This window comes from Campylobacter sp. CN_NE2 (assembly GCF_027797465.1).
Lineage (GTDB): Bacteria > Campylobacterota > Campylobacteria > Campylobacterales > Campylobacteraceae > Campylobacter_B.
Genome location: NZ_CP115608.1, coordinates 632,643 through 654,080 on the forward strand (window position 1 = coordinate 632,643; position 21,438 = coordinate 654,080).

At 34.8% G+C, this 21,438-nt stretch carries 23 protein-coding genes; 10 read left to right on the forward strand and 13 right to left on the reverse strand.

Going from position 1 to position 21,438, the window contains the following annotated elements; all coding sequences use genetic code 11:
- Nucleotides 1-58: 58 nt before the first annotated feature.
- From PF028_RS03075 to PF028_RS03085, 3 genes are read right to left on the reverse strand one after another with little or no spacing between them, the layout of a single operon-like run.
- Nucleotides 59-352 carry a hypothetical protein gene (locus tag PF028_RS03075; protein WP_443101039.1) on the reverse strand — a complete coding sequence of 98 codons (294 nt, stop codon included), beginning with the start codon at nucleotides 350-352 and terminating at the stop codon, nucleotides 59-61.
- Entirely contained in the window at nucleotides 342-1,388 is a 1,047-nt protein-coding gene (locus PF028_RS03080; RefSeq protein WP_270860300.1) for a DHH family phosphoesterase, read from the reverse strand. The genes PF028_RS03075 and PF028_RS03080 overlap by 11 nt, the downstream gene beginning before the upstream one ends.
- Nucleotides 1,389-1,390: 2 nt before the next feature.
- Entirely contained in the window at nucleotides 1,391-1,801 is a 411-nt protein-coding gene (locus tag PF028_RS03085; RefSeq protein ID WP_270860301.1) for an RrF2 family transcriptional regulator, read from the reverse strand.
- Between the two features lie 170 nt (nucleotides 1,802-1,971).
- Between PF028_RS03085 and rpsO the strand changes: the two genes are divergently transcribed.
- Nucleotides 1,972-2,244: a 30S ribosomal protein S15 gene (gene rpsO / locus PF028_RS03090; protein WP_270860302.1), complete on the forward strand. Its 273-nt coding sequence runs from the start codon at nucleotides 1,972-1,974 to the stop codon at nucleotides 2,242-2,244.
- Nucleotides 2,245-2,498: 254 nt separating this feature from the next.
- Here rpsO and ppk2 read toward each other — a convergent pair whose 3' ends face one another.
- Nucleotides 2,499-3,437: a polyphosphate kinase 2 gene (ppk2, locus tag PF028_RS03095; RefSeq protein WP_443101040.1), complete on the reverse strand. Its 939-nt coding sequence runs from the start codon at nucleotides 3,435-3,437 to the stop codon at nucleotides 2,499-2,501.
- A gap of 134 nt (nucleotides 3,438-3,571) precedes the next feature.
- Here ppk2 and dsbD point away from each other — a divergent pair, with 134 nt between their 5' ends.
- Nucleotides 3,572-5,299, forward strand: a complete 1,728-nt coding sequence (gene dsbD / locus PF028_RS03100; RefSeq protein ID WP_270860303.1) for a protein-disulfide reductase DsbD — start codon at nucleotides 3,572-3,574, stop codon at nucleotides 5,297-5,299.
- A 368-nt stretch (nucleotides 5,300-5,667) separates the two neighbouring features.
- Here dsbD and folP read toward each other — a convergent pair whose 3' ends face one another.
- From folP to PF028_RS03125, 5 genes are read right to left on the reverse strand one after another with little or no spacing between them, the layout of a single operon-like run.
- The gene (gene folP, locus PF028_RS03105) at nucleotides 5,668-6,804 is read right to left on the reverse strand and encodes a dihydropteroate synthase (RefSeq protein ID WP_270860304.1); all 1,137 of its coding nucleotides are present in this window, start codon (nucleotides 6,802-6,804) and stop codon (nucleotides 5,668-5,670) included.
- On the reverse strand, nucleotides 6,801-7,421 hold the full coding sequence (locus tag PF028_RS03110) for a DNA polymerase III subunit delta' (RefSeq protein WP_270860305.1): 621 nt from the start codon (nucleotides 7,419-7,421) through the stop codon (nucleotides 6,801-6,803). Before PF028_RS03110 ends, folP begins: the two co-directional genes overlap by 4 nt.
- A gap of 2 nt (nucleotides 7,422-7,423) precedes the next feature.
- On the reverse strand, nucleotides 7,424-7,963 hold the full coding sequence (locus PF028_RS03115; protein ID WP_270860306.1) for a HobA family DNA replication regulator: 540 nt from the start codon (nucleotides 7,961-7,963) through the stop codon (nucleotides 7,424-7,426).
- Nucleotides 7,963-9,168 carry an aspartate kinase gene (locus tag PF028_RS03120; protein ID WP_270860307.1) on the reverse strand — a complete coding sequence of 402 codons (1,206 nt, stop codon included), beginning with the start codon at nucleotides 9,166-9,168 and terminating at the stop codon, nucleotides 7,963-7,965. The genes PF028_RS03115 and PF028_RS03120 overlap by 1 nt, the downstream gene beginning before the upstream one ends.
- Nucleotides 9,168-9,638, reverse strand: a complete 471-nt coding sequence (locus PF028_RS03125; protein ID WP_270860308.1) for an RNA pyrophosphohydrolase — start codon at nucleotides 9,636-9,638, stop codon at nucleotides 9,168-9,170. The genes PF028_RS03120 and PF028_RS03125 overlap by 1 nt, the downstream gene beginning before the upstream one ends.
- A gap of 136 nt (nucleotides 9,639-9,774) precedes the next feature.
- Between PF028_RS03125 and hemW the strand changes: the two genes are divergently transcribed.
- Genes hemW through PF028_RS03150 form a run of 5 tightly spaced genes read left to right on the forward strand, consistent with a single transcriptional unit; the run spans nucleotide 9,775 to nucleotide 14,202 of the window.
- On the forward strand, nucleotides 9,775-10,830 hold the full coding sequence (gene hemW, locus PF028_RS03130) for a radical SAM family heme chaperone HemW (RefSeq protein ID WP_270860309.1): 1,056 nt from the start codon (nucleotides 9,775-9,777) through the stop codon (nucleotides 10,828-10,830).
- Nucleotides 10,831-10,877: 47 nt separating this feature from the next.
- Complete coding sequence (gene tatB / locus PF028_RS07760; RefSeq protein ID WP_270860310.1) at nucleotides 10,878-11,426, forward strand: Sec-independent protein translocase protein TatB; 549 nt, start codon at nucleotides 10,878-10,880, stop codon at nucleotides 11,424-11,426.
- Nucleotides 11,419-12,168, forward strand: coding sequence for a twin-arginine translocase subunit TatC (gene tatC, locus PF028_RS03140; protein WP_270860311.1), 750 nt, complete (start codon nucleotides 11,419-11,421; stop codon nucleotides 12,166-12,168). The genes tatB and tatC overlap by 8 nt, the downstream gene beginning before the upstream one ends.
- Nucleotides 12,155-13,180, forward strand: a complete 1,026-nt coding sequence (gene queA, locus PF028_RS03145; protein ID WP_270860312.1) for a tRNA preQ1(34) S-adenosylmethionine ribosyltransferase-isomerase QueA — start codon at nucleotides 12,155-12,157, stop codon at nucleotides 13,178-13,180. Before tatC ends, queA begins: the two co-directional genes overlap by 14 nt.
- The gene (locus PF028_RS03150) at nucleotides 13,177-14,202 is read left to right on the forward strand and encodes a hypothetical protein (RefSeq protein WP_270860313.1); all 1,026 of its coding nucleotides are present in this window, start codon (nucleotides 13,177-13,179) and stop codon (nucleotides 14,200-14,202) included. Before queA ends, PF028_RS03150 begins: the two co-directional genes overlap by 4 nt.
- Nucleotides 14,203-14,284: 82 nt before the next feature.
- Here PF028_RS03150 and ruvX read toward each other — a convergent pair whose 3' ends face one another.
- The 4 genes from ruvX to ilvC are packed head-to-tail and all read right to left on the reverse strand — an operon-like array spanning nucleotide 14,285 to nucleotide 17,543.
- Nucleotides 14,285-14,677, reverse strand: coding sequence for a Holliday junction resolvase RuvX (gene ruvX, locus PF028_RS03155; RefSeq protein ID WP_270860314.1), 393 nt, complete (start codon nucleotides 14,675-14,677; stop codon nucleotides 14,285-14,287).
- On the reverse strand, nucleotides 14,674-15,465 hold the full coding sequence (locus PF028_RS03160; protein ID WP_270860315.1) for a DNA-processing protein DprA: 792 nt from the start codon (nucleotides 15,463-15,465) through the stop codon (nucleotides 14,674-14,676). The genes ruvX and PF028_RS03160 overlap by 4 nt, the downstream gene beginning before the upstream one ends.
- Complete coding sequence (locus PF028_RS03165) at nucleotides 15,462-16,514, reverse strand: divergent polysaccharide deacetylase family protein (protein WP_270860316.1); 1,053 nt, start codon at nucleotides 16,512-16,514, stop codon at nucleotides 15,462-15,464. The genes PF028_RS03160 and PF028_RS03165 overlap by 4 nt, the downstream gene beginning before the upstream one ends.
- Nucleotides 16,515-16,520: 6 nt before the next feature.
- Nucleotides 16,521-17,543, reverse strand: coding sequence for a ketol-acid reductoisomerase (ilvC, locus tag PF028_RS03170; protein ID WP_270860317.1), 1,023 nt, complete (start codon nucleotides 17,541-17,543; stop codon nucleotides 16,521-16,523).
- Nucleotides 17,544-17,674: 131 nt separating this feature from the next.
- Here ilvC and PF028_RS03175 point away from each other — a divergent pair, with 131 nt between their 5' ends.
- From PF028_RS03175 to PF028_RS03185, 3 genes are read left to right on the forward strand one after another with little or no spacing between them, the layout of a single operon-like run.
- Complete coding sequence (locus PF028_RS03175; protein WP_270860318.1) at nucleotides 17,675-18,466, forward strand: hypothetical protein; 792 nt, start codon at nucleotides 17,675-17,677, stop codon at nucleotides 18,464-18,466.
- Entirely contained in the window at nucleotides 18,463-20,391 is a 1,929-nt protein-coding gene (locus PF028_RS03180; protein WP_270860319.1) for an RNB domain-containing ribonuclease, read from the forward strand. Before PF028_RS03175 ends, PF028_RS03180 begins: the two co-directional genes overlap by 4 nt.
- Nucleotides 20,384-21,397 (forward strand): DNA polymerase III subunit delta, encoded by a 1,014-nt coding sequence (locus PF028_RS03185; RefSeq protein WP_270860320.1) that lies wholly within the window; start codon nucleotides 20,384-20,386, stop codon nucleotides 21,395-21,397. Before PF028_RS03180 ends, PF028_RS03185 begins: the two co-directional genes overlap by 8 nt.
- Nucleotides 21,398-21,438 lie beyond the last annotated feature (41 nt).

Genomic DNA, 21,438 nt, shown 5'->3' on the forward strand with positions numbered 1-21,438 from the left:
TTTTTAAGCGTTTTAATTCTGATTAATTCAAGTTCGCCAAGTGTCATAAAATTTAATCTTACTCAAACAACTCTTTATGATTTTTCTTTAAGTATTCTACGACGGCGATTGGCTCATCGACGCCCTCAGCGTCTAAATTTTCTAAAATTTCATCGATATTTTCTATGTAAATTTCAGCTGCTTTTTCTAAATTTGCTCTTTTAACTCCCGCAAAATAGAGCATTCCTTCAAGTAAAACGCTTACTTCATACGCCATTTCTTCGAAGTCAAATTCGCTGTTTTTATTAGAATTTTTATTAAAATTTTTTCCGTTTTGCTGTCCGTTATTTTTGAAATTTGCGTTATTTTTCATTTTGATTTTCCTTAGTTTCGCTTAGTTTTTTATCTATCAAATTTACGATTTGCGTTTTGATATTTTCATACGAATTGCTATCTTTAAATCCCGCAAACATACCGCCGCTTGCATTTATATGACCACCGCCACCGACAAGAATTTTAGCCATTTCGCTAACATTTGCGTTGCCGTTAGCACGAAAACTTAGCGTTTTTTTCGAAGTTACATCGATGAAAAAATCCACATCAGGGTTTTTTACCAAAAAGTCGTTGCCGATGACAGAAGTGTTGCCGATATTATAGGTCAAAATGCCCGTCTTTTCGCCAAATTTGATGATAAATTTATCTTTTTGAGCGCTTAGTTTGCCAACGACAAAATTCGAAATAAGATTGCTTAGCGTGTCATCTTTTTCGGTTTTAAAAAATTCTTTTTTTAGTCCGTGGATTGCGTTATCAAGGGCGATGTGCGAATTTTCTATATCAAAAAAGTTTGGAATAGCAGAAATTAAAAACTGAATATAGCTAAAACTTTCCTTTTCAAACATAACTTTGTTTATCTCTTTTGCGCCAGAAACAAGCCCCAAACAGACCTTTCCAAGCTCAAATTCGCTATCTTTATCTAGCCAAATATCAACAGCATTTACAACCCGCACGAATTTATCAAGCGTTTCGTTTTTGCCGTAAAGGTCGCTAAAAAAGTCGTAAGTTATTTTTGTCGCACAACGGCTTGAATCCAAAAGATACCAGCCGTGCTTTTTAGCGCACTCTTCGCCGCTTTGGTGGTGGTCAAGTAGCAAAACTCTTGCATTTTTTTCACCGGCTAAATTTTGAAATTCCAAGCACTGAGACAAGGTCAAATTCAAATCTGTGATTAAAATCAAATTTGTTTCATTTGCAAATTCGGTGTCGATTAAATTTAAAATTTGAGCGAATTTTTCGTTTATCTCTTTGCCGTAATTTGAGTTAAAAAATTTGATATTATCAAAATAAAAATTTGTAACAAATTGAGCGCCATAGCCGTCCAAATCGGTATGGCTAAGATGAAAAATCGCCATTTTTAGACTTTGCTTTTCATTATATCTTCTAGCGTGATACTATCTAAAAAATTATCGACTTTATCTTGTAGGCTCTCAAAAATGCAACGAATTTGGCAAATATCGCCTTTTCCGCTCGGGCAGATACTACCTTCAATAGAGCATTCAAAAACCGCAGTTTGGCGTTTTTCGGCACCCGTTATGATTTCGTTGAGCGTGATTTTATCGGGAGTTTTTACAAGCGTAAAACCGCCTTTTGCGCCTTTAAAAGAATTTAAAAGTTTTGCTTTTGCTAAATTTTGTAGAATTTTCGCCAAAAAACTTTTTGGAATTCCAAGTTCATTTGCCAAAGTATCGACATCGCAAGAACCGCTTTTTTTGGCTATACATATCATTGCAACTAGTGCATATTCACTCGCTTTTGTAAAGAGCATTTTAGTCCTTATCTTAATTTTTAACTTTTTATTGTATAAAAGTTTTGCTATTTAATAGCTTAAACTGCTATCTTTTTGAAATTTTTTATTTCCAAATTTAAATTTAAGTAGCTTAAAAGGAAATTTCAGTATAATTGCAAACTTTAATCTTACCAGTCAGGAGGTCAATTATGGCTTTGGATTCGGCTCAAAAGGCACAAATAGTTGCGAAATTCGCTAGGGGAGAAAAAGATACAGGTTCCCCAGAAGTTCAAATTGCTCTACTAAGCAACAGAATTTCTTATCTTACAGATCACATCAAAGCAAATCCGAAAGATTTTTCATCAAGATTAGGTTTGCTTAAACTAGTCGGTCAAAGAAAAAGAATGATGAAATATCTTAAAAAGACCAACTATGCAAGTTATACAAAACTTGTAAGCGAATTAAATTTAAGAGATAAATAATTCTTTTATCGCGAATTTGTGGTATTTGCATTGCTTTTGCATTGCAGATACCGCCACTACTTGATACTACCTGTTTTTTTAAAATCTAAAAAATTTAAATGTTAAAAATTTGGAAATAAAAAAACCGAATTTGCAAATCAAAAATTCACAAATTCGGTGAAGTATTTCACAAAGTTTGCAACAAGGTCGCAAATTTGTGAAAATTAGACAATTTTTAGCTATGAGCCACAATTTTCAAGCTCAAAATTTACGAACTACTTTTTTTCGTTATTTGGCTCTTTTTGTTTCTTTTCTTCTTTTTTCTTATCTTTTTTGTTTTGTTTTTCCATTTTGCGAAGTCCCTCTTTTTTGAGATTTTCTTCCATCAAAATAATCTCTTCTGAACCACTTCGCACCCAATGTGGATCGACCGCAAGCTCTTTTGCGTCGATTTTATTTGGATAATCAATGCGTGAAAGTATGCATTTAAACGCATTTAATCTTGCTCGTTTTTTATCATCGCTTACTAGTATCGTCCATGGCGCAAATTCGGCATTTGAAGCTAACAGCATTGAGTATTTCGCCAAAGTATATTGCTCCCAAAGCTCTTGCGATTTTTGATCGACAGGAGAGAGTTTGTATTGTTTTAGCGGGTCGTTTTTACGGCTATCAAAACGGCGTTTTTGCTCTGCTTTTGAAACAGAAAAATAAAATTTAAATAAAATTATGCCGGAATTTACAAGCATTTCTTCAAAATTTGGCACTTGTCGTAAAAAATCTTTGTGTTGTTGGTGTGTGCAAAATCCCATTACAGGCTCGACCATTGCCCTGTTATACCAGCTTCTATCGAAAATCGCTATCTCGCCGCCGCTTGGCAAATGCGATACATAGCGTTGGAAATACCACTGAGTTTGCTCGACATTGCTCGGTTTTTCAAGCGCGACCACACGACAGCCACGAGGATTTAGGTGTTCTGTTAGGCGTTTTATCGTTCCGCCCTTACCTGCTGCGTCTCGTCCTTCCATAATAAGTAGGATTTTTAAACCTTTTTCTTTGACATAGTTTTGAAGTTTTAGTAGTTCAATTTGAAGTTTGACTAGTTCTTCTTCATACTCTTTTAAAGGCATTTTATCCTTTTTCTTTTTATCCTTTTCTTTTACTTTTTCGTCCTTAACGACGCTCTCGCCATCAGTTTTCATCTTTTTTTCTTCCATCTCTTCCTCCTGAAAAAATAATAAAAAGATTATTTTATTCTAATTTACTTTAAAAACAAATATTTTTTTGCAAATTTATGCAAAATTTATCTTTTGTTGTTAAAATTTGGCGAGTTTTTATTTAGGATTTTATTTTGAGATTTTTTATCGTTTTTTTTATTTTTTTAACTCAAATTTTTGCCGAGCCTTTGAGTGTCGATGAAGCTGTCAAAATCACACCAAGTGTCTCAAATTCGCAAATCGAGTTTAAATTTAGCGTTGATGAAAGCACTTATTTATACGCAGATGAGATTAAATTTAAATTTGGAAATAGCGATATAACGCCGATTTTAAATCTTCCAACCCCAAAACCACATAAGCATTATCAAATTTACAACGGTGAATTTAGCATTTTTATCCCGCTTGGCGTAGTTGTCGGAAACGGCGGAAATTTAGAAAATTTCGAAATACAAAATTCATTTAACGCCTGCACATTTGACGGGTTTTGCTACGAGCCACAAAGTTTTGAGTTTAAATTTACAAAGTCAAATCAAACATATCAAATTTTAAAAATCAAAAAAAATATATCGAATTTTAACGCCGAATTTGACGAATTTTCGCAAGAAGAAAAAATCGCAAATTCATTTTCGCAAAAAAGCTTTTTTGGCGTGATTTTGCTATTTTTTGGGTATGGAGTTTTACTCTCACTTACGCCTTGCGTTTTCCCGCTTATACCGATACTTTCATCGATAATCGTGGCAAAAACAGCTCAAAAAAACGACACCAAAAAAAGCTTTTTTATAAGCCTTGTTTATGTTTTTGCAATGGCACTAGCTTACGCTATAATCGGGGCTAGTGTGGGATTTTTTGGTGCAAATTTGGCTGATTATTTGCAAATTCCGGTCGTTATTTTAGCGTTTTGCGCGATTTTTGTGATTTTAGCGTTATCGATGTTTGGCTTTTTTGAGATTAAAATTCCGCAAATTTTAAAAAATAAAACAAACGCAAACGGCGGTATTATCGATGTTTTTATAATGGGATTTTTATCCGTGCTTATCGTCTCGCCGTGTGCTAGTGCAGTTTTAGCAGGTGCCTTGCTTTATATCGCCACTAGCGGAAATGTCGCACTTGGCGCTAGTGCGCTTTTCTCACTTGGGCTTGGAAGCGGTGTTTTGCTACTTTCTATCGGACTTGGGCTTAGCCTACCAAGACCTGGCGAGTGGATGAATTTTGTATCAAAAATATTTGGATTTTTACTTTTATTTATGGCGATTTGGCTTGGCTCACGCGTTTTTGGCGAAAATTTTGCACTTTTGCTTTACGGGGCGCTAGGGTGCGTTTTTGCCGTATTTTTGGGACTTTTTGATAAAAGTGCAAATTTGCTTAAAAAAGGCATTTCTCTTTTTGTTTTGTTATATTCGATCTTACTTTTAATCGGCTTTGCAAGTGGCGCAAAAGACTTTGCTAAGCCACTTGAAAACTTTTCTATCACAAAAAATTCGAAAAATTTTTCTAGCGAAATTTCTACCACCGACAAATTTAAAAAAGTTTCAAATTTGAAAGAATTAAACGAAATAATAAATTCTGCTAAAAAACCTGTTTTAATCGATTTTTGGGCTAGTTGGTGCAAAACATGCAAAGAGCTTGAAAGCGACTTTAACGATGAAAAAATCGCTTCAAATTTAGCCAAATTTGAACTCATCAAGGTAGATTTAACAAATCCGAACGCACAAAATACCGAAATAAAAAAAGAATTTAGCGTTTTTTCTCCGCCTGTTTTGTCGTTTTTTTCTAACGGCAAGGAACTTAAAAATCTAAAAATTTCAGGCTATGAAAGTAGCAAAGACAAGGAAAAACTAACGCAAATTTTGCAAGAATTTTAGTCACTAAATTTGAAAATTAATTCAGCCTAGCTTTTTTGTGTGGCAAATTTGGACAGACAAATTTAGTCTAGTCCTTCGTTCGCCACACAAAACCAGCAAAGCGGTGCCACGAAGTGGCAGGTTTCTGTGAAAAAATCGTCGGCATAACACGACCAAAAATAAATTTGTCATTGCAAGAATTTATGTAAAAATTTGTTTGACAAGAAGGATACAAAATGACAAAAGCACATTCAATATCAAATTTGGACTGCGAATGCCGACGATTTGGCTTGTTTTAGAGAAAAACGAGCGAAGAATAAGGCTTGAATGCCTATTCGAGCAAGTTTTTCGAATAATCAAGTCAAAGCTAGGCTGATTTCAACTTAAATTTACCACACACTAATATTTTGCATTGCGCGATTTAATGCAAAAAGCTGTTTGTGCTCTTTTACATCGTGAGTTCTGATGATACTTGCGCCGTTTTCGAACGCTTTAAGGTGTAAATAAAGGCTTCCTGCAAGGCGATTTTCAACGCTGCTTGGGCTATAAAAATCAATCACACTCTTCCTGCTAGCACCCACTAAAAGCGGTTTTTCAAAGTGCAAAAAGTGTTCTAAATGTTTGATTAAAAGTAAATTTTGATTTGGCGTTTTGCCAAAACCGATACCGACATCCAAAACAACATTTTCTAACTCAAATTCGGCGATTTTAGCCAAATTTGAAGCAAAAAATTCATCGATTTGGAAAATCAAATCGCTGTAAGTGGGCGAATTTTGCATGGTTTTTGGATTTCCTTGCATGTGCATTAAAACATAAGTTGCCCCGTATCGCTTTACGATTTTGCAAAGCTCCAAATTTGCAGCAATATCATTTATAATGCAAAAGCCGTGATTTAGGGCAAATTCGGCGCAGTATCCACTAAAAGTATCAAGGCTAAATTTAACCTTTTCGTGCAAATTTAAGCGATAAATTTCGCTAATAATCTTTTCAATGCGTTCAAATTCTACTTTTTCGCCACAATACTCGCTTCCCGGACGGCTTGAAACCCCGCCAAGATCGATAATATCGGCACCATTTTCTATCATAGCTTCAACACGAGAAATTCCGTCATTTAAATTTATGCGAGAAGATGCGTTAAAGCTGTCATCATTTATGTTTAAAACACCCATTATCTCGGGCTTTGTAGGTTTTTTAAATTTTAAATTTAAAAATTTCGCCAAATTTTTTAGCTCAAAATCTTGCAAGGCCTCTTTTTTGGCTAAAAGTTCCACTTGTTTATCATTTGCGATTAAAAGTGCATTTGATACGCCCTGTCCCAAAATCACGCTATCGTTGCAAACCAGCTCGGCACCCACGCTAAGGGCATCTTGCTTTAAGATATTTGCAGCAGGAGCTTTTATATCTTTTAGATAAAAAAAGTGCAAATTTGATTTTTTTTGCATTATTTTTCGGCCTGTGATTTGTGGTTTTATATCATCGCAAAGTGCGTTAAAATCGGTATCGCTGTTTATTTTAAAAATTTTCATTTTTTCTCGCTTATCATCAGTAAAAGCGGCAGTAAAACCGCGTGGGATTTGGCGTTTAGTTCGCATAAAACGACAAGTTTGTTTATGTAAGATAGCTCAAATTCGCTAAATTTTACGCCTTGCGCCAAACACTCTTTTGTGATAACACATATCAACTCTTTTAAGCGAAATTTATCAAATTCGCCAGTGCGTTCTAATGCGATTTTGCTATCGACAAATTCGCTAAGTGTCTTTAAATCAAGCTTTTGCCAGTTTATGCCTGTTTTTGTTTGCTCTTTTTTTTCTAGTAAATTTTGGCTCATCAAACGAGAACGAATCGTCGGTAAGAGCAAATTTTTTGAACTTGCGACGATAAAAAAAACCATATTTCGTGGCGGTTCTTCAAGAATTTTTAAAAGCGAATTTTGTGCTTCATCGCCGAATTTTTCAGCCTTTATGACGATAAATTTAGTCGAATTTTCTGCGATATATGCTTCGCTTATGACAGCTTTTGCATCTTCAACTTTGAAGTCATCATTTTCAAAAAAACGCAAATTTTTTACGCCAAATTCGTTAATCAAATTTTCTTTTAAGCTTTCATAATCGTTTGTTAAAATAATTTGGCTGATTCGTTGCATTTTTATAGCACGACTTCGTTAAAAAGCACCGCATCAATGCTTTTGTTAAATATCCAAAAAAGCTGGATAAGTTTCATATCTAGCATTTCATCTTGTCCGCTAAGATAAAAACTATTTTGCGCTCTTTCATCGATTAGCCACATATAGCTATCTTCGTGGTTTTTCGCGATTTGCGAACGCCTGCAATCGCCCTTACCAATATAAAAATAGACAATGCCGTTTGCAAAAGATAAATTTAGCATATCATCGACTAGTTTCATCTCTTCGATAGTCGATATATTTGAATAATTTTTATAAAGCGATTTTAGTGTGAAAAACGGAAGTAGCGGACGAGAATTTGCAGTATGATTGACTTTTGAAACTATATAGTTACCAAACCACTCCGTCTCGTCATCGCAAATAATCACAAAAGCCCGTCCGTCAAGTAAAAATTTAAGTCTAGAAGCTAGAAGCGGCGTCCATTCTTCGCGTCTATCTTCTAGCCACGACATACAAGGCTGAGTTCTTATAAGCTCTAAATTCCACTTAAATAAATCGAGCATTATTTATCCAAATTATAAGCTTTATGCAATGCTCTAACTGCTAATTCGCCGTATTTTGCTTCGACGATAACTGAAATTTTAATCTCGCTTGTTGAGATCATTTGGATATTAATTCCTTCATTTGCTAGTGTTGCAAACGCTAGACTTGCTACTCCTGAGTGGCTTTTCATACCTACACCTACGATGCTAACTTTAACTACATCATTATCGACATCGACTGATTTTGCCAAAGATGAAACTACATTTTTTGCTTTTTCGGCTTCATTTTGTGGAACGGTAAAACCGATACTTGTAGTGCCGTCTTCTTTTGAGTTGTTTTGAATAATCATATCAACATTTATATTTTCATCGGCTAGTTTTCCAAAAATATTTGCCGCAACGCCCGGTTTATCAACCACGCCACGAATAGTTACTCTTGCTTGATTTTTATCTAGTGCTATACCGCTGATTAACGCTTGTTCCATATCTTGCATATTTGCTTCTCCTGTTATTAGTGTTCCTTCGTTATAATTAAAACTGCTTCTAGTTACCAAATTTACATTTAATTTTTTGGCTAACTCAACGCTTCTATTTTGTAAAACTTTTGCCCCCATACTGGCAAGTTCTAGCATTTCATCATAGCTGATTTTATCTAGTTTTTTCGCCTTTGGCTCAATGCGTGGATCAGTCGTATAAACGCCATCGACATCTGTATAAATTTCGCAAATATCAGCTTGCAATGCTCCTGCAACAGCAACGGCACTTAAATCGCTTCCGCCTCGCCCCAAAGTCGTTACATCTCCGTCTAAACCAACACCTTGAAAACCTGCTACAACTACGATTTTGCCTTCTTTTAAGGCATCTTGCATAAATTTTGGCTCAATCGAAGCTATTCTTGCTTTTGTGTGAAAAGTGTCGGTTATAAGCCCTGCTTGGCGACCTGAAAATGCAATCGCAGGATAGCCTTTTTCAGTTAGAGCGATCGCCAAAAGCGCACTTGTTACACGCTCACCGGAGCTTAAAAGCAAATCCATTTCACGAGTGCTAGGGTTTTTAGAAAAATGCTCTGCATATTCGATAAGTCTATTTGTAACACCGCTCATAGCTGAAACGATGACAACTAAATCGTGTCCTTCTTTTTTGCTTTTTATGACGCGTTCAGCGACATTATCTATGCGTTCAAGCGTTCCTACGCTTGTTCCGCCGTATTTTTGAACGATTAGCATTAAATATATCCTTTCTCTTTAAAATATTTTATAACAGCACTGTAAATCGGGCGTTTGAAATGATTTACATGGCTTAAAACTTCGTTAATATTAACAAATTTAAAGCTATCAAATTCAGGTTTTTTGGTATTTATATCCAAATTTTCAAGCTTTTTTAGACGCACCAAAAAATATTTTTGCGTCTGTCCGTCATAAGGCTTCATTTTCGTTGCCACCGTTTGCGGGAAATCATAACTATGCCAGTGTGGGCATTCGGCGATAATTTCTACTTTATCGGTTCCAATTTCTTCTTTTAATTCCCTTAAAATAGCAACTCTGGGCGTTTCGCCTTTGTCGATTCCGCCTTGTGGAAACTGCCAAGCGCCTTTTATATCGCTTCTTTGAGCGATAAAGACTTCGCAGTTAAAAGGATACGACGGCGAAAGCACGATAGCTGCGACATTTGGTCTATATTTTTTCTCTTCTTGCATTGCCTTGCTTTTTGTTTTAAATAAATTCTGCAAATACTACCAAAAAACAATTAAAAGCTACATTAATGAGTTAAATTTTTATCTAAATTTTTAGAATTTTTTGCTAAATTTATCACATTTTAAGCAAGGAAAAGCGTTGCATATTTATATTCATATTCCATTTTGCGAAAGCAAATGTCCGTATTGCGCCTTTGGTTCATATACCGATAAATTTGACTTAGTTCAAAAATATTTTAACGCTTTGGAATTTGAAATTTCAAATTTTTTGCAAAATAACCCGAATTTAAAAATTTCAACTCTTTTTTTTGGCGGCGGAACACCAAGTAGCGTTGGTGCCGAATTTTACGCTAAGATTTTTGAAATTTTAAAACCAAAATTCACTAAATTTGCAGAAATCACAAGCGAAGCAAATCCAAATTCGGCAAATTTAAAATGGCTTAAACAAATGCGTGAGTTTGGGCTAAATCGCATAAGTTTTGGCGCTCAAAGTTTTAGTGAAAAAAAACTTAAATTTTTAGGGCGAGTTCATAACTCAAATCAAATTCACAAAGCAGTTCAAAATGCGAATTTAGCGGGGTTTAAAAATATAAATTTAGATTTGATTTACGGCAGTAAATTTGACGATAAAAAAAATATTGAATTTGAAATCTCAAATTTAGAAAAACTGCAAATTTCGCATGTGAGCGCGTATTCTTTGTCATTGGAAGAAAAAACACCCTTTTTTGGAAAAGAAAATTTCAAAAAAGATAGCGTTCGTTTGGCAAATTTTCTTTTTGAAAAATTAGAAAATTTAGGCTTTTTTCAATACGAAATCTCAAATTTCGCCAAAAAAAATAAAATTTGCAAACACAATCTTGCTTATTGGCAAGGAAAAGATTACGCAGGTTTTGGCGCATTTAGTGTCGGCACAAACGGCTTAAAAAGGCTTTATTCAGCGCAAAATTTAAACGAGTATATCAAAAATCCACTTGAAAAAAGAGTTGAAAATTTAAGCAAATTTGATAAAAAAAATGAAGCGATATTTCTTGGCGCAAGATCAATCGTAGGCATAAATTCGCAAATTTTAAACCAAAACGAACTAGAAAAAGCTGGGGTTCTAACAAAAAATAAAAAACTAAAATTTGACGGAAAAATATTTTACAATCAAAACTATTTACTTGCCGATGAAATCGCCCTTTTTATCACAAGTTAAATTTAAATTTGCTAAAATTATCCCTTAATTTTATTTTAGGATTTTTAATGTTTGGCATTAGTTTTCCCGAGATGACTCTCATCTTGGTTATCGCTGTTATCGCGTTGGGACCTGAAAAACTCCCAAAAGCCTTAGTCGAGATAGCAAAATATTTTAAAGTGATAAAAAAAGCAGTCAATGACGCAAAATCAAATTTCGAACAAGAGGTCAAAATCGCAGAACTCAAAGAAGATGCGAAAAAATATAGAGATAGTATCGAAAACGCGACAAATAGCGTTCGCAAAAAGCTTACATTTGAAGAGCTTGATGAAATCAAAAAAAATCTAAATTCAGCAAAAGATAGCCTAAATAAAGGTCTAAGCGATCTGCAAAATGACCTAAATGCGGCTACTTCAACCGATAAAAAAGCAAATTCAGATAAAACTAGCCAAAATTCGCAAGAAAAAAAAGAAGTTTCACAAAATCAAAGCGCAATCGATAAGCTAAATTCGGCAAATTTTGACGATGAAACGCAAAATTCGCAAACCGAAATTCAAGCCGACACACTCTCGCAAGAGCAAGAAAATCCAAATTTGAAAGATAAAAAAGATGTTTGAAGAACTTAAACCCCATCTTGCTGAACTGCGAAAACGCCTGATTATCTGTGTTTTGAGCCTACTTGTGCTTTTTGTGATTTGCTTTGGATTTTGGGAAATTATCTTAAATTTTATGACTGCACCACTCATAAAGGTTCTGCCGCAAGGAAGCGAAGTCATTTTTACACAAGTCGCCGAAGCCTTTTTTACGGCGATGAAAGTTTCATTTTTCGCTTCACTTTTGATTTCTATGCCGATTATTTTTTGGCAGGCATGGCTTTTTGTGGCACCCGGACTTTATGACAACGAAAAAAAATATGTAATTCCATTTGTGCTAAGTGCAAGTGTAATGTTTTTTTTAGGTGCTGCGTTTTGCTACTTTTTTGTAATTCCGATTGCTTATAATTTTTTGATAAATTTCGGCGGTTCGCAGTTTGTTGCGATGCCTAAAATCGGCGAATATGTCGGATTTTTTACAAAACTAGTTGTAGCCTTTGGCATAAGTTTTGAGCTTCCGATTGTTACATTTTTTCTAGCTAAAATCGGTCTTGTCACGGACGCAAGCTTAAAAGGCTTTTTTAGATACGCAATCGTCGTTATTTTCATATTTGCAGCCGTTATGACACCGCCTGATATATTAAGTCAGTTTTTACTAGCCGTGCCGTTAATCGTGCTTTACGGATTTTCGATTTATATCGCAAAAATGGTAAATCCTGCCACAAAAGACGACGACGAAAAAGAAGAAAGCAATGGCGACGAATAAGCTAAATTTGGTTTCAAGCTATGATTATGAGCTTCCTAGCGAACTAATCGCAAATTCGCCAATCATGCCAAAACAAAACGCAAGATTGTTAGTTTATGAGCGAAATACTGGTAAAATTTCGCACCTGAAATTTGCAAATTTGGCTGATATTTTACCGCCTTGTGATATTATTTTTAATGATACAAAGGTTGTCAAGGCTCGAATTTACGGACAAAAAGATAGTGGCGGAAAAATAGAGCTTTTACTAAATTCGCCGTTAAATGATAATAAATTTAGCGTTTATATCAAAGGAAGCGTTAAAAAAGGGACAAATTTAGAATTTGCAAACGGCTTGAAAGCCGAAGTTTGCGAACTTTTTGACGACGGGCTAAGAGTGGTTAAATTTAGCCAAAACGGCAAAAAACTCTCTACAAATGAAATTTTTGATATTTTTAACTCTATCGGGCATGTGCCGTTACCGCCATACATAAAAAGAGCCGATATGAGAGAAGATGTAGGCTGGTATCAAAGCATTTTTGCCAAATATCAAGGCGCGGTTGCAGCTCCCACTGCTAGTTTGCATTTTGATGATAAAATGGTAAAAGAGTTAGAAAAATCGCACAAAATTCACTATCTTACGCTTCATGTGGGAGCAGGAACTTTTAAAGGCGTAGAGTGCGAAAACATCTATGATCACAAAATGCACGGAGAGATTTATTCTATCCCAAGCCAAACGGCAGGGCTTTTGGAGAGCAAAAAGCCTATTTTGGGCGTTGGAACGACGGTTACAAGGGTGGTTGAAAACTACGCTAGAAACGGCGAGAGAGATGGAATTTGCACACTATTTTTGCACCCAAATAATAAACCAATTCGCCAAAATTATCTCCTTACAAATTTTCACTTGCCAAAATCAACACTAATAATGCTAGTTGCGAGTTTTATCGGACTTGATAGGACGCTTGAAATTTATAAAATCGCCGTAGAACAAAAATATCGCTTTTACTCTTACGGCGATGGAATGCTGATAATATGAATGCAATTTTTGCTTTGATAACGATTTTAGCGATAGTTTTGGCTGTTTTGGCACTGCTATTTTTTAAGTCAAAAAAAGAAAACAACACGCAAATTTCACAAACCCCCACGCCAAAAAAAGAACTAAAACAAAAAGAGATAAAAGCAGGGATTATCGATTTGTTTGAACTTTTAAAGCTTCAAAGCGAAATTTTATTTGAAGAGTGTGCTAGATTTGATAACACGATTTTTGTAAATTTTTCAAAATCGTTGCCTAGAATTTACGATAACTCCGTTAGCGGAGTTTTGCAAACCGTAAATCATATTTGCAAATTTTTTGCTTTTGAATTCCAAAAAACAACCATAAGTATAAATTTTTCATCGCTTCGTGTCAGCGAAAATAAAATTCTTTTGCATATATCGGTAAATTCGGATAAATTTCTAAGTCAAAGCAGAATTCTTTCAATTAAAAATTTTTTAGACAACAAACAAAATTTCGATGATATAAATTTAATAAAAGCAAAAGAAAGTGCCGAAAAAATCGGAGCTTTTTTGCATTTTGAAGCTGATAATAATAAAATTACAATAGATTTTAGCTCAAATTTGGTTTTTTATAAATCAAATCGCTTTGGTTTTATCAAAAATAAATATGATTACAATATCCTAATCTGCGAAAATAACGCAAATATTTTTGACGATTTGACGCTTTTGTTCGCTCAAATGGGCTGTGCCGTTGCACCGAATTCGACCTGGGCGAATATCAAAAAGCATTTGGACGATTTTATCTACAAGCCTGACATTGTTTTTATCAGCGCTGAAATCCTGAGAAATCAAAAAGATGTCGAATATCTAAACAATATTCAAAAACACAAAAAAGCATTTTTTGTGTTTATTTTGCGAAATAAATCGGACTTTAAATTTATGAAACGGATAAATTTTAACGCCTTTAAACTCAAAATGCCATATCTTTATGACGATATTTACGCACTTTGCGAAATCATTTCAAGAGCTAAACAAAGCGGAAATTTAAACGATTTTGATTAAGAATTTTACATAAAAATTAATGCGACGACAAAATAATCATAAAAATTTGTAAATTTAAACAATAACGCTTTTTAAATTTGCTTTATACAATTTCCAAATATCTTTGCAAGATTATCATCGCTGAAAGGCTATCAAGTTTGCCGTCTTTTTTGCGAGTACTAAATTCTCGCAACTCATCAGCTTCGAAGCTTGAAAAGCTTTCGTCAATGTAACAAATTTCGCCGTCAAATTCCAAAAGCGAAACAAAGTGGCGAATTCTTCGGCTCATCTCTTCTTCGCTACTGCCACCTTTTGGGATACCGACGACTAAAATTTTTGCGTTTTGCGTTTTTAAAATTTGCGAGATTTCGTTTGCAGCCTGATTGCGATTTTTACGCAAAACGGGAGTGCTAGGAAGTGCGATTTTAGCATCAGGTGAGATTGCTACGCCTATGCGTTTAAGTCCAACATCGATAGCGATTATCGTTTCGCTCATTTTACAACCACTTTCGTGCCAAAAATTTCGATTTTGCCGTCTAGTTCGTATTCATAAACTCTATCGCCAAATTTGGCTAAAACTGCGTTAAAATCATCATTTTGCATAATAAAATTTAAAATTTCATCATTTTGTAAATTTGTCGATTTTTTTTCATTTTCGCTCAAAAATTTAGCACAAAATTCATCTATATCATAAATCAAATTTGCCTTATTTTGCCCTAAAAGCAGATTTGTTCCTTTGCTTTCGTTTATTTTTTGTGGAAAGACGAAAACGGGAATTCCAAGTTCGTTAGCCAGTCTTGCACTTTGAAGCGAACCGCTACGCAAATCAGCCTGAGCTACAATCAAAGCTTCGCCAAGAGCCACCACAAGGCGATTTCGCTCTAAAAAGCTCCATTTTGTAGGCATTTGATTAGGTTCGTATTCGCTTATGGCAAGAGCGTTTTCATAAATTTGCCTTATCATTTTTTCATTTTCTTTTGGATAAATTTGATCTAGTCCATTTCCAAAAACAGCGATTGTATTTGGAAAAGCTCCTGTGTGAGCGATTATATCGCACCCAAGTGCTGCCCCGCTAACCACGCAAAACTTACCAGTTTTTGTTATCTCACGCGTTAAATTTAAAATCAAATTTTTAGTATAAAAACTCATTTTGCGTGAGCCAACAACTGAAATTTTTCGTTTTTTCAAAAGCGATAAATCGCCCTTAAAATATAGTTTTTTTGGCAAATTTTTTAATTTTTTAAATTCGATTATTTCATCTAAATTTAGCAAATTTTCTATCATTTGTAATACTCGTAAATTTCGTCCAAATAAACAACTTCGACTTCGTCCAAAATATCGCCTGAATTTGCCAATGCCCCAAATGTTGCATTTTTTGGGTGTCCGATTGCGATTGCGTAGCCTTTTTTCTTTGCGACCTGCACGGCTTCTTTTAGTTTTATTCGCACTTCTGCTACGCTATCGATATTATCTAAAAAAATGTCGCGGTAAGCATAACGCATATTAAATTTTCTCACAGCCCCGCCGACGGCGGTTTTGCCTATCGTGCGAGAATCCACAAAATAAAAATCATATCTAAAAAGTGCGCGAATTAGCAAATTCATAGCGTTTTCATCGCCTGTAAATTTGCTTCCTGTGTGATTATTTATAAATTTTGCATTTGGAAAATCTTCTCTTAATTTTGCGACTGCTTGTTCGATTTCATCATAACTAGCATTTGTTTTTATAGTTTTTAGATTATCAGTGTAATTTAACGCTTCAAGCGGCAAATGTATAGAAAAGCTCTTAAAGCCTTTGCTTAGATTTGGAGTGTGCGGATTTTTTGCACTTGGCGGGAAAATCGACGGAGTAACGGCGACGGGTAACTTTTTGATTTTTGCGATTTGACCTGCTTCGCTAATATCGTCCATTATGATCGCAAGTTTTGGTTTTTTCCCGTCAAATGGTGGTTTTATCGGCAAAGTAGTATTTGAAATTTCTTCTTGTTTTGGCTCTAAATTTAATGCATGATTTTCTGAATTTAAAGGTTTGTTCTGCAAATTTGGTATATTTGAAGTCAAAAATGTCAAATTTGCTTCGCTTTTTGTATCGTTTTGCTTTGGTTTTTGTGAAATTTGTTTAGTTTTTTCGTTTTTATTTTGCGAATTTGGCAAATTTTGCACTTTTTCTTGTGGTATCGAAACTTCGGCTAAATTCTGTTTTTTTGAAAAAATCAAATCCAAAACGCCATACGAAAAAGCTCCGCTTAAAAAACAAAGCACAACGATAAAAGCGAATTTAGCGTAATCGGGACGCTTTTTAGAGCGCCCCTTTGTAGTCTTTTTTGTAGCCATTAAAGATTAGTTTTTATCTTTATTTACAAGTTTGCCTTTTGCGATCCAAGGCATCATAGCGCGAAGTTTTTCGCCTGTTTTTGAAAGCAGTGAATTTGCTGTGATATTGCGTTCTGCGTTCATTTTGACATAACCTGCTTTTCGCTCCAAGATGAAATTTTTAGCAAAAGTTCCGTCTTGGATCTCTTTTAAGATTTTTTTCATTTCGGCTTTTGATTGTTCGTTGATGACGCGTGGTCCGCTTACATAATCGCCAAATTCAGCAGTATTTGAAATAGAATATCTCATATCTGCCATTCCGCCTTGGAAAATCAAATCAACGATTAGTTTCATTTCGTGTTGGCACTCAAAATACGCCATTTCAGGCTCGTATCCAGCTTCAACTAGCGTTTCAAATCCTGCATTGATAAGCGCACACAAACCGCCACATAGCACAGCTTGTTCGCCAAAAAGGTCAGTTTCGGTTTCTGCTTTGAAAGTAGTTTCGATGATACCGCTTCTACCGCCGCCTATCGCACTTGCATAGCTTAGAGCTAAATCTTTTGCTTTGCCTGTGGCATCTTGTGCGACTGCGATTAAGTCAGGAATCCCGCCGCCATTTACAAATTCGTTTCTAACTGTGTGACCCGGAGCCTTTGGAGCGATCATAATGCAATCCACGCCTTTTGGAGGCACGATTTGACCGAAGTGAATATTAAATCCGTGACCAAAAGCGATTGCTTTGCCTTCGCTTAAATTTGGCTCGATTTCAGCTTTAAAAATTTCGCTTTGAAGCTCATCTGGTGTTAAAATCATAATAAGATCTGCTGCTTTTGTGGCTTCTCCTACTTCCATAACCTTAAAGCCTTTGTCTTCGGCTTTTTTCCAGCTGCTTCCGCCTTTGCGAAGACCTACTATAACTTCAACTCCGCTATCTCTTAAATTTTCAGCGTGAGCATGACCTTGTGAGCCAAAGCCGATCATAGCGACTTTTTTTGATTTGATTAAGCTCAAATCGCAGTCTTTGTCATAATAAACGGTAATTGCCATTTTATGTCCTTTTTGAAAAAATTTCTGCTGATTTTAGCTAAATTCTTATAAATCTTAGATAAAAAAGAAAAATTTTAAGGTTAAGCCAAAATTTGCTATGATACAAAAATTTTTCAAGGAATTTTAAAAAAATGAATAAAACTATAAGCGAAAAAATAAAATCTTTGCCTAAATTTGATGATGAAATAGTCGAAATTTTGGAAGCTTTTGACAAATTTGATGATGAAAAAATTTGCAAAAAATTGTCATATAAAAAATTCGATGAAAAAATTTTAAAAATCGCAAACAACAAATTTATAAAAACAAAATTTTCAAATTTAAATGAAGCCTTTGAATTTTATGGAAAAGACGAAATAAAGGCGTTTTTTTTATTTTGCATTTTTTGCGAAATACTGCCGACAGGTTTAAAAAGTTACAAAATTTCAAGCGAACACTTTATTGAGATTTCACTTATGCGAAATTTAATAATGCACGAGTGGATAAAATCATATCCAAATTCCCCAAAAATCATACTTAGCATTGTTATTTTGATGGAATTTGGACGAATTTTCATCGATGAGCTTTTGCAAAAAAATAAAAAAGAGTATGAATTTTTATCTCTTGTTAAAACCTGCGTGTATCCGCAAGATTTCACCGATGTCGAGCAAGAATTCACAAGTGCCGACAGAGAAAGCGTTATAAGCAAGATTTTTTTATATTTAGGACTTGATGAAATGGCGTATTTAGCGAGATTTTCTAGCTTAATCGATGATGCGGACTTTGATATAAAAATTCCGTGCGCTATGATAAAAGTCGTCAAAACGGTCGTAAATATCTACCACCGAGTCGATGAAACAAGCACAGATCATACGCTAAATTTGCTTGTTGAGTTTGGTTTTGAACAAGAAGCGTTTTTAAATTCAGTTAAAAAGATAGCACAATGAAAGAATTTTTGAAATCCCTAAATTTAGGCGTTGATGAAAAAAATTTAAACTCAAAACAAAAAGAGTTAATGCGAAATTTGCAAAATATCGGCGCCATTAGTAACCACAAAGGCAAATTTTATCTAAATGATAGTTTTGTATTTGGCAAACTTGATATTTCGCAAGGCGGAACCGGCTATTTATCGGCATTTGATGAAAAATTTAAACAAGATTTGATTATCGAAAATAAGCATATAAACGCAGCACACTTTGGCGATATAGTCCTAGCAAAAATAATAAACACAAAAAAAGCAAGAATTCACGCAAAAGTGCTTATGTGCGTTGTTCCTGCAAATTTAACAAGCGTTGTTTTTACCAAAAAATTTGGAAATGAAATACTAGGCGTAAATGTTAAAACAGGTCTAGCGTCAAATTTAGCAGCCACGCAAAAGTCCCTAAAACAGCTACTTCCAAACACACTTTTAAAAATCGATAACCTTAAAAACGAAATTGTGGAAGTTTTAGGAAATCTTGAAGACCCATGGGTAGATGAGAAAATTTCACTTGCAATCTACAATAAAAACGACGAATTTAGCGATGTTTGCGAGGAACAAGCTACAAGCTTTGGCGATAGCGTTGATATTTCAATGTATCCTAATCGCGTAAATTTAAGCCATTTGCCATTTGTTACTATCGATCCAATCGACGCAAAAGACTTTGACGATGCTGTTTATTATGACAAAGAAAAAAATGAAGTCTATGTCGCCATCGCCGATGTCAGCGAGTATGTCAGCGAGTATTCGCCCATAGATAAGGAAGCAAAAATTCGTGGATTTTCCATATATTTTCCGCACAAAAGTGTGCCTATGCTTCCACGCGCTTTAAGCGAAAATATCTGCTCATTAAAGCCGAATTTACCGCGACTTGCGTTTGTTTTTAAAATTTCATTAGATGAAAATTTAGATGCCATAAATGAAGAGCTTTTTGAAGCCATAATCGTTTCAAAGCGCCGTTTTAACTACGACGAAGTCGATGAAATCCTACAAGGCAAACAAGAGTGCGAAGATGAAATTTTATCGTGGCTGTTGCCGTTAGATAAACTAACGCAAAATTTACGCAAAATTCGCCTTAAAAAGGGTTTTGATTTTCGCACACAAGAACTGCGTATGAGTATCGATGAAATGGGACTTTTAAAAAGCACGAGATTTGAAACCGATACGCCCTCTCATAAGCTAATCGAAGATTGTATGCTTCTAGCAAATAAAGCCGCCGCAAAACGCATTAGCAAGGGCGTTTTTAGAAATCACGGCACAGCAGATCTTAAAAAAATAGCAAATTTGCTTGATGATTTAGCACTTTTTGGGATAGATGTCGCTTATGAAAGCGATATAGCAAAAATGGTTAGCAAAATTCAAGCTTTGGCTGATGATTTGGGCGTTAGAGAGCAAGTTGATAAACTCATCATCAAAGCGCAAAAACGCGCCGAATACGGCGTAGAACCTTTGGGGCATTATGGGCTTGGATTTGAGCATTATACGCATTTTACAAGTCCGATTAGAAGGTATTCGGATTTGATTTTACATAGACTTTTAAAAGCCGATATGTCAGGCGACACCAAATTTTACAACTATTTGCTTTTAAATATTGAAGAAACTTGCGAAAATTTAAATGTTTTAGAGCGAGAAGCCGACAAAGTCGCGTTTGATTTTATGGATCGCAAATTTGCTAGGTGGGCGGCGGAAAATTTAGGCAAAGTGGTTCGCTGCTATATAGATGAAAACGCAAACACCGTAACTGCGAAGCTTGATGATAAATTTAAAGGTGCAAAAATTTACATTTTAAACTTCACGGCTGAGATTTTAACGCCTGTTTTAGTGCAAATCATAGAAGCAAATATTGCAAGCGGCACGATTTTAGGGAAAGTGGTAAAAAAACTCGATGTATAAAAAAGATTTAGATGCGCTAATTTTTAACAAAAAAGTTCCAAATTTCATCTTGCTTCGCGGACAGGACGATTTCCAAAATGAGCTTTACGCAAAAAGGCTGATTGAGTATTGGCAAAGCGAAAATTTTATGAGTTTATATTTTAGCGAATTTGATTTTGAAGTGGCAAAAAGCTTTTTCGAGCCGTCTTTGTTTGGTGGCGAAAACACGCTATATATCAAAACAAATTCGCAAATCAAAAAAGATGAGCTTAAAGTGCTAATTTCAATGTGCCAAAAAGATAGCGCAAATCGCCTAATTTACGAACTAAACGAAGAAGAAAAATCTGCCGCAAAGGATTTTACTAGCGCATTTGGTTCAAACGATGTGAGATTTTTTAAACCAAATAACACAAACGAAGCTATAAATTTGCTCGTGCAAAAATGCCAAATGTGCGGAGTTTTTCCAAATACGGCTGCGCTTGAAAAAATTTATAGTTTGCATAACGAAAATTTAAATTTAAGTGCAAATGAGATTGAAAAATTTGCAAATTTGCAGGTCGAATTAAATTTAGATAATGTAAAAAACCTTGTAACAGGGCTTAGCGAAGTAAGCTATGACGAGCTTTTTGACGAGGTTTTTTCGCTAAAACGCAACAATGATAATTTTAAAGCTAAATTTTTTGCTCTCACTCAAAACGGAATTTATAACGAAATCGAATTAATAAATAATTTTTACAGAAATATTTATCGAATTTTTAAAATTCACAGCTATATCAAAAATTACGGCGCACCAGATTTTAAAAAGATTTTCGGCTACGCTCCGCCGATAAATTTGCAAAATAAAATGTCGGCATTAGCATTAGCATTTGATACGCACGGATTTTTTGAAATTTTTAAAAATTTAAATTTAATCGAATTTGAACTAAAAACCAAAAAAAGTATCGAAAAAACAGAGTTTTTACTTGCTTCGCTTTTGAAATTTCAGCGAATTTTAGCCGATATGCAAAAGAATAAAAGCAAATATTAAGTAAATTTTAAATAAAATCACAAGTTGCATTTTTATGCAAA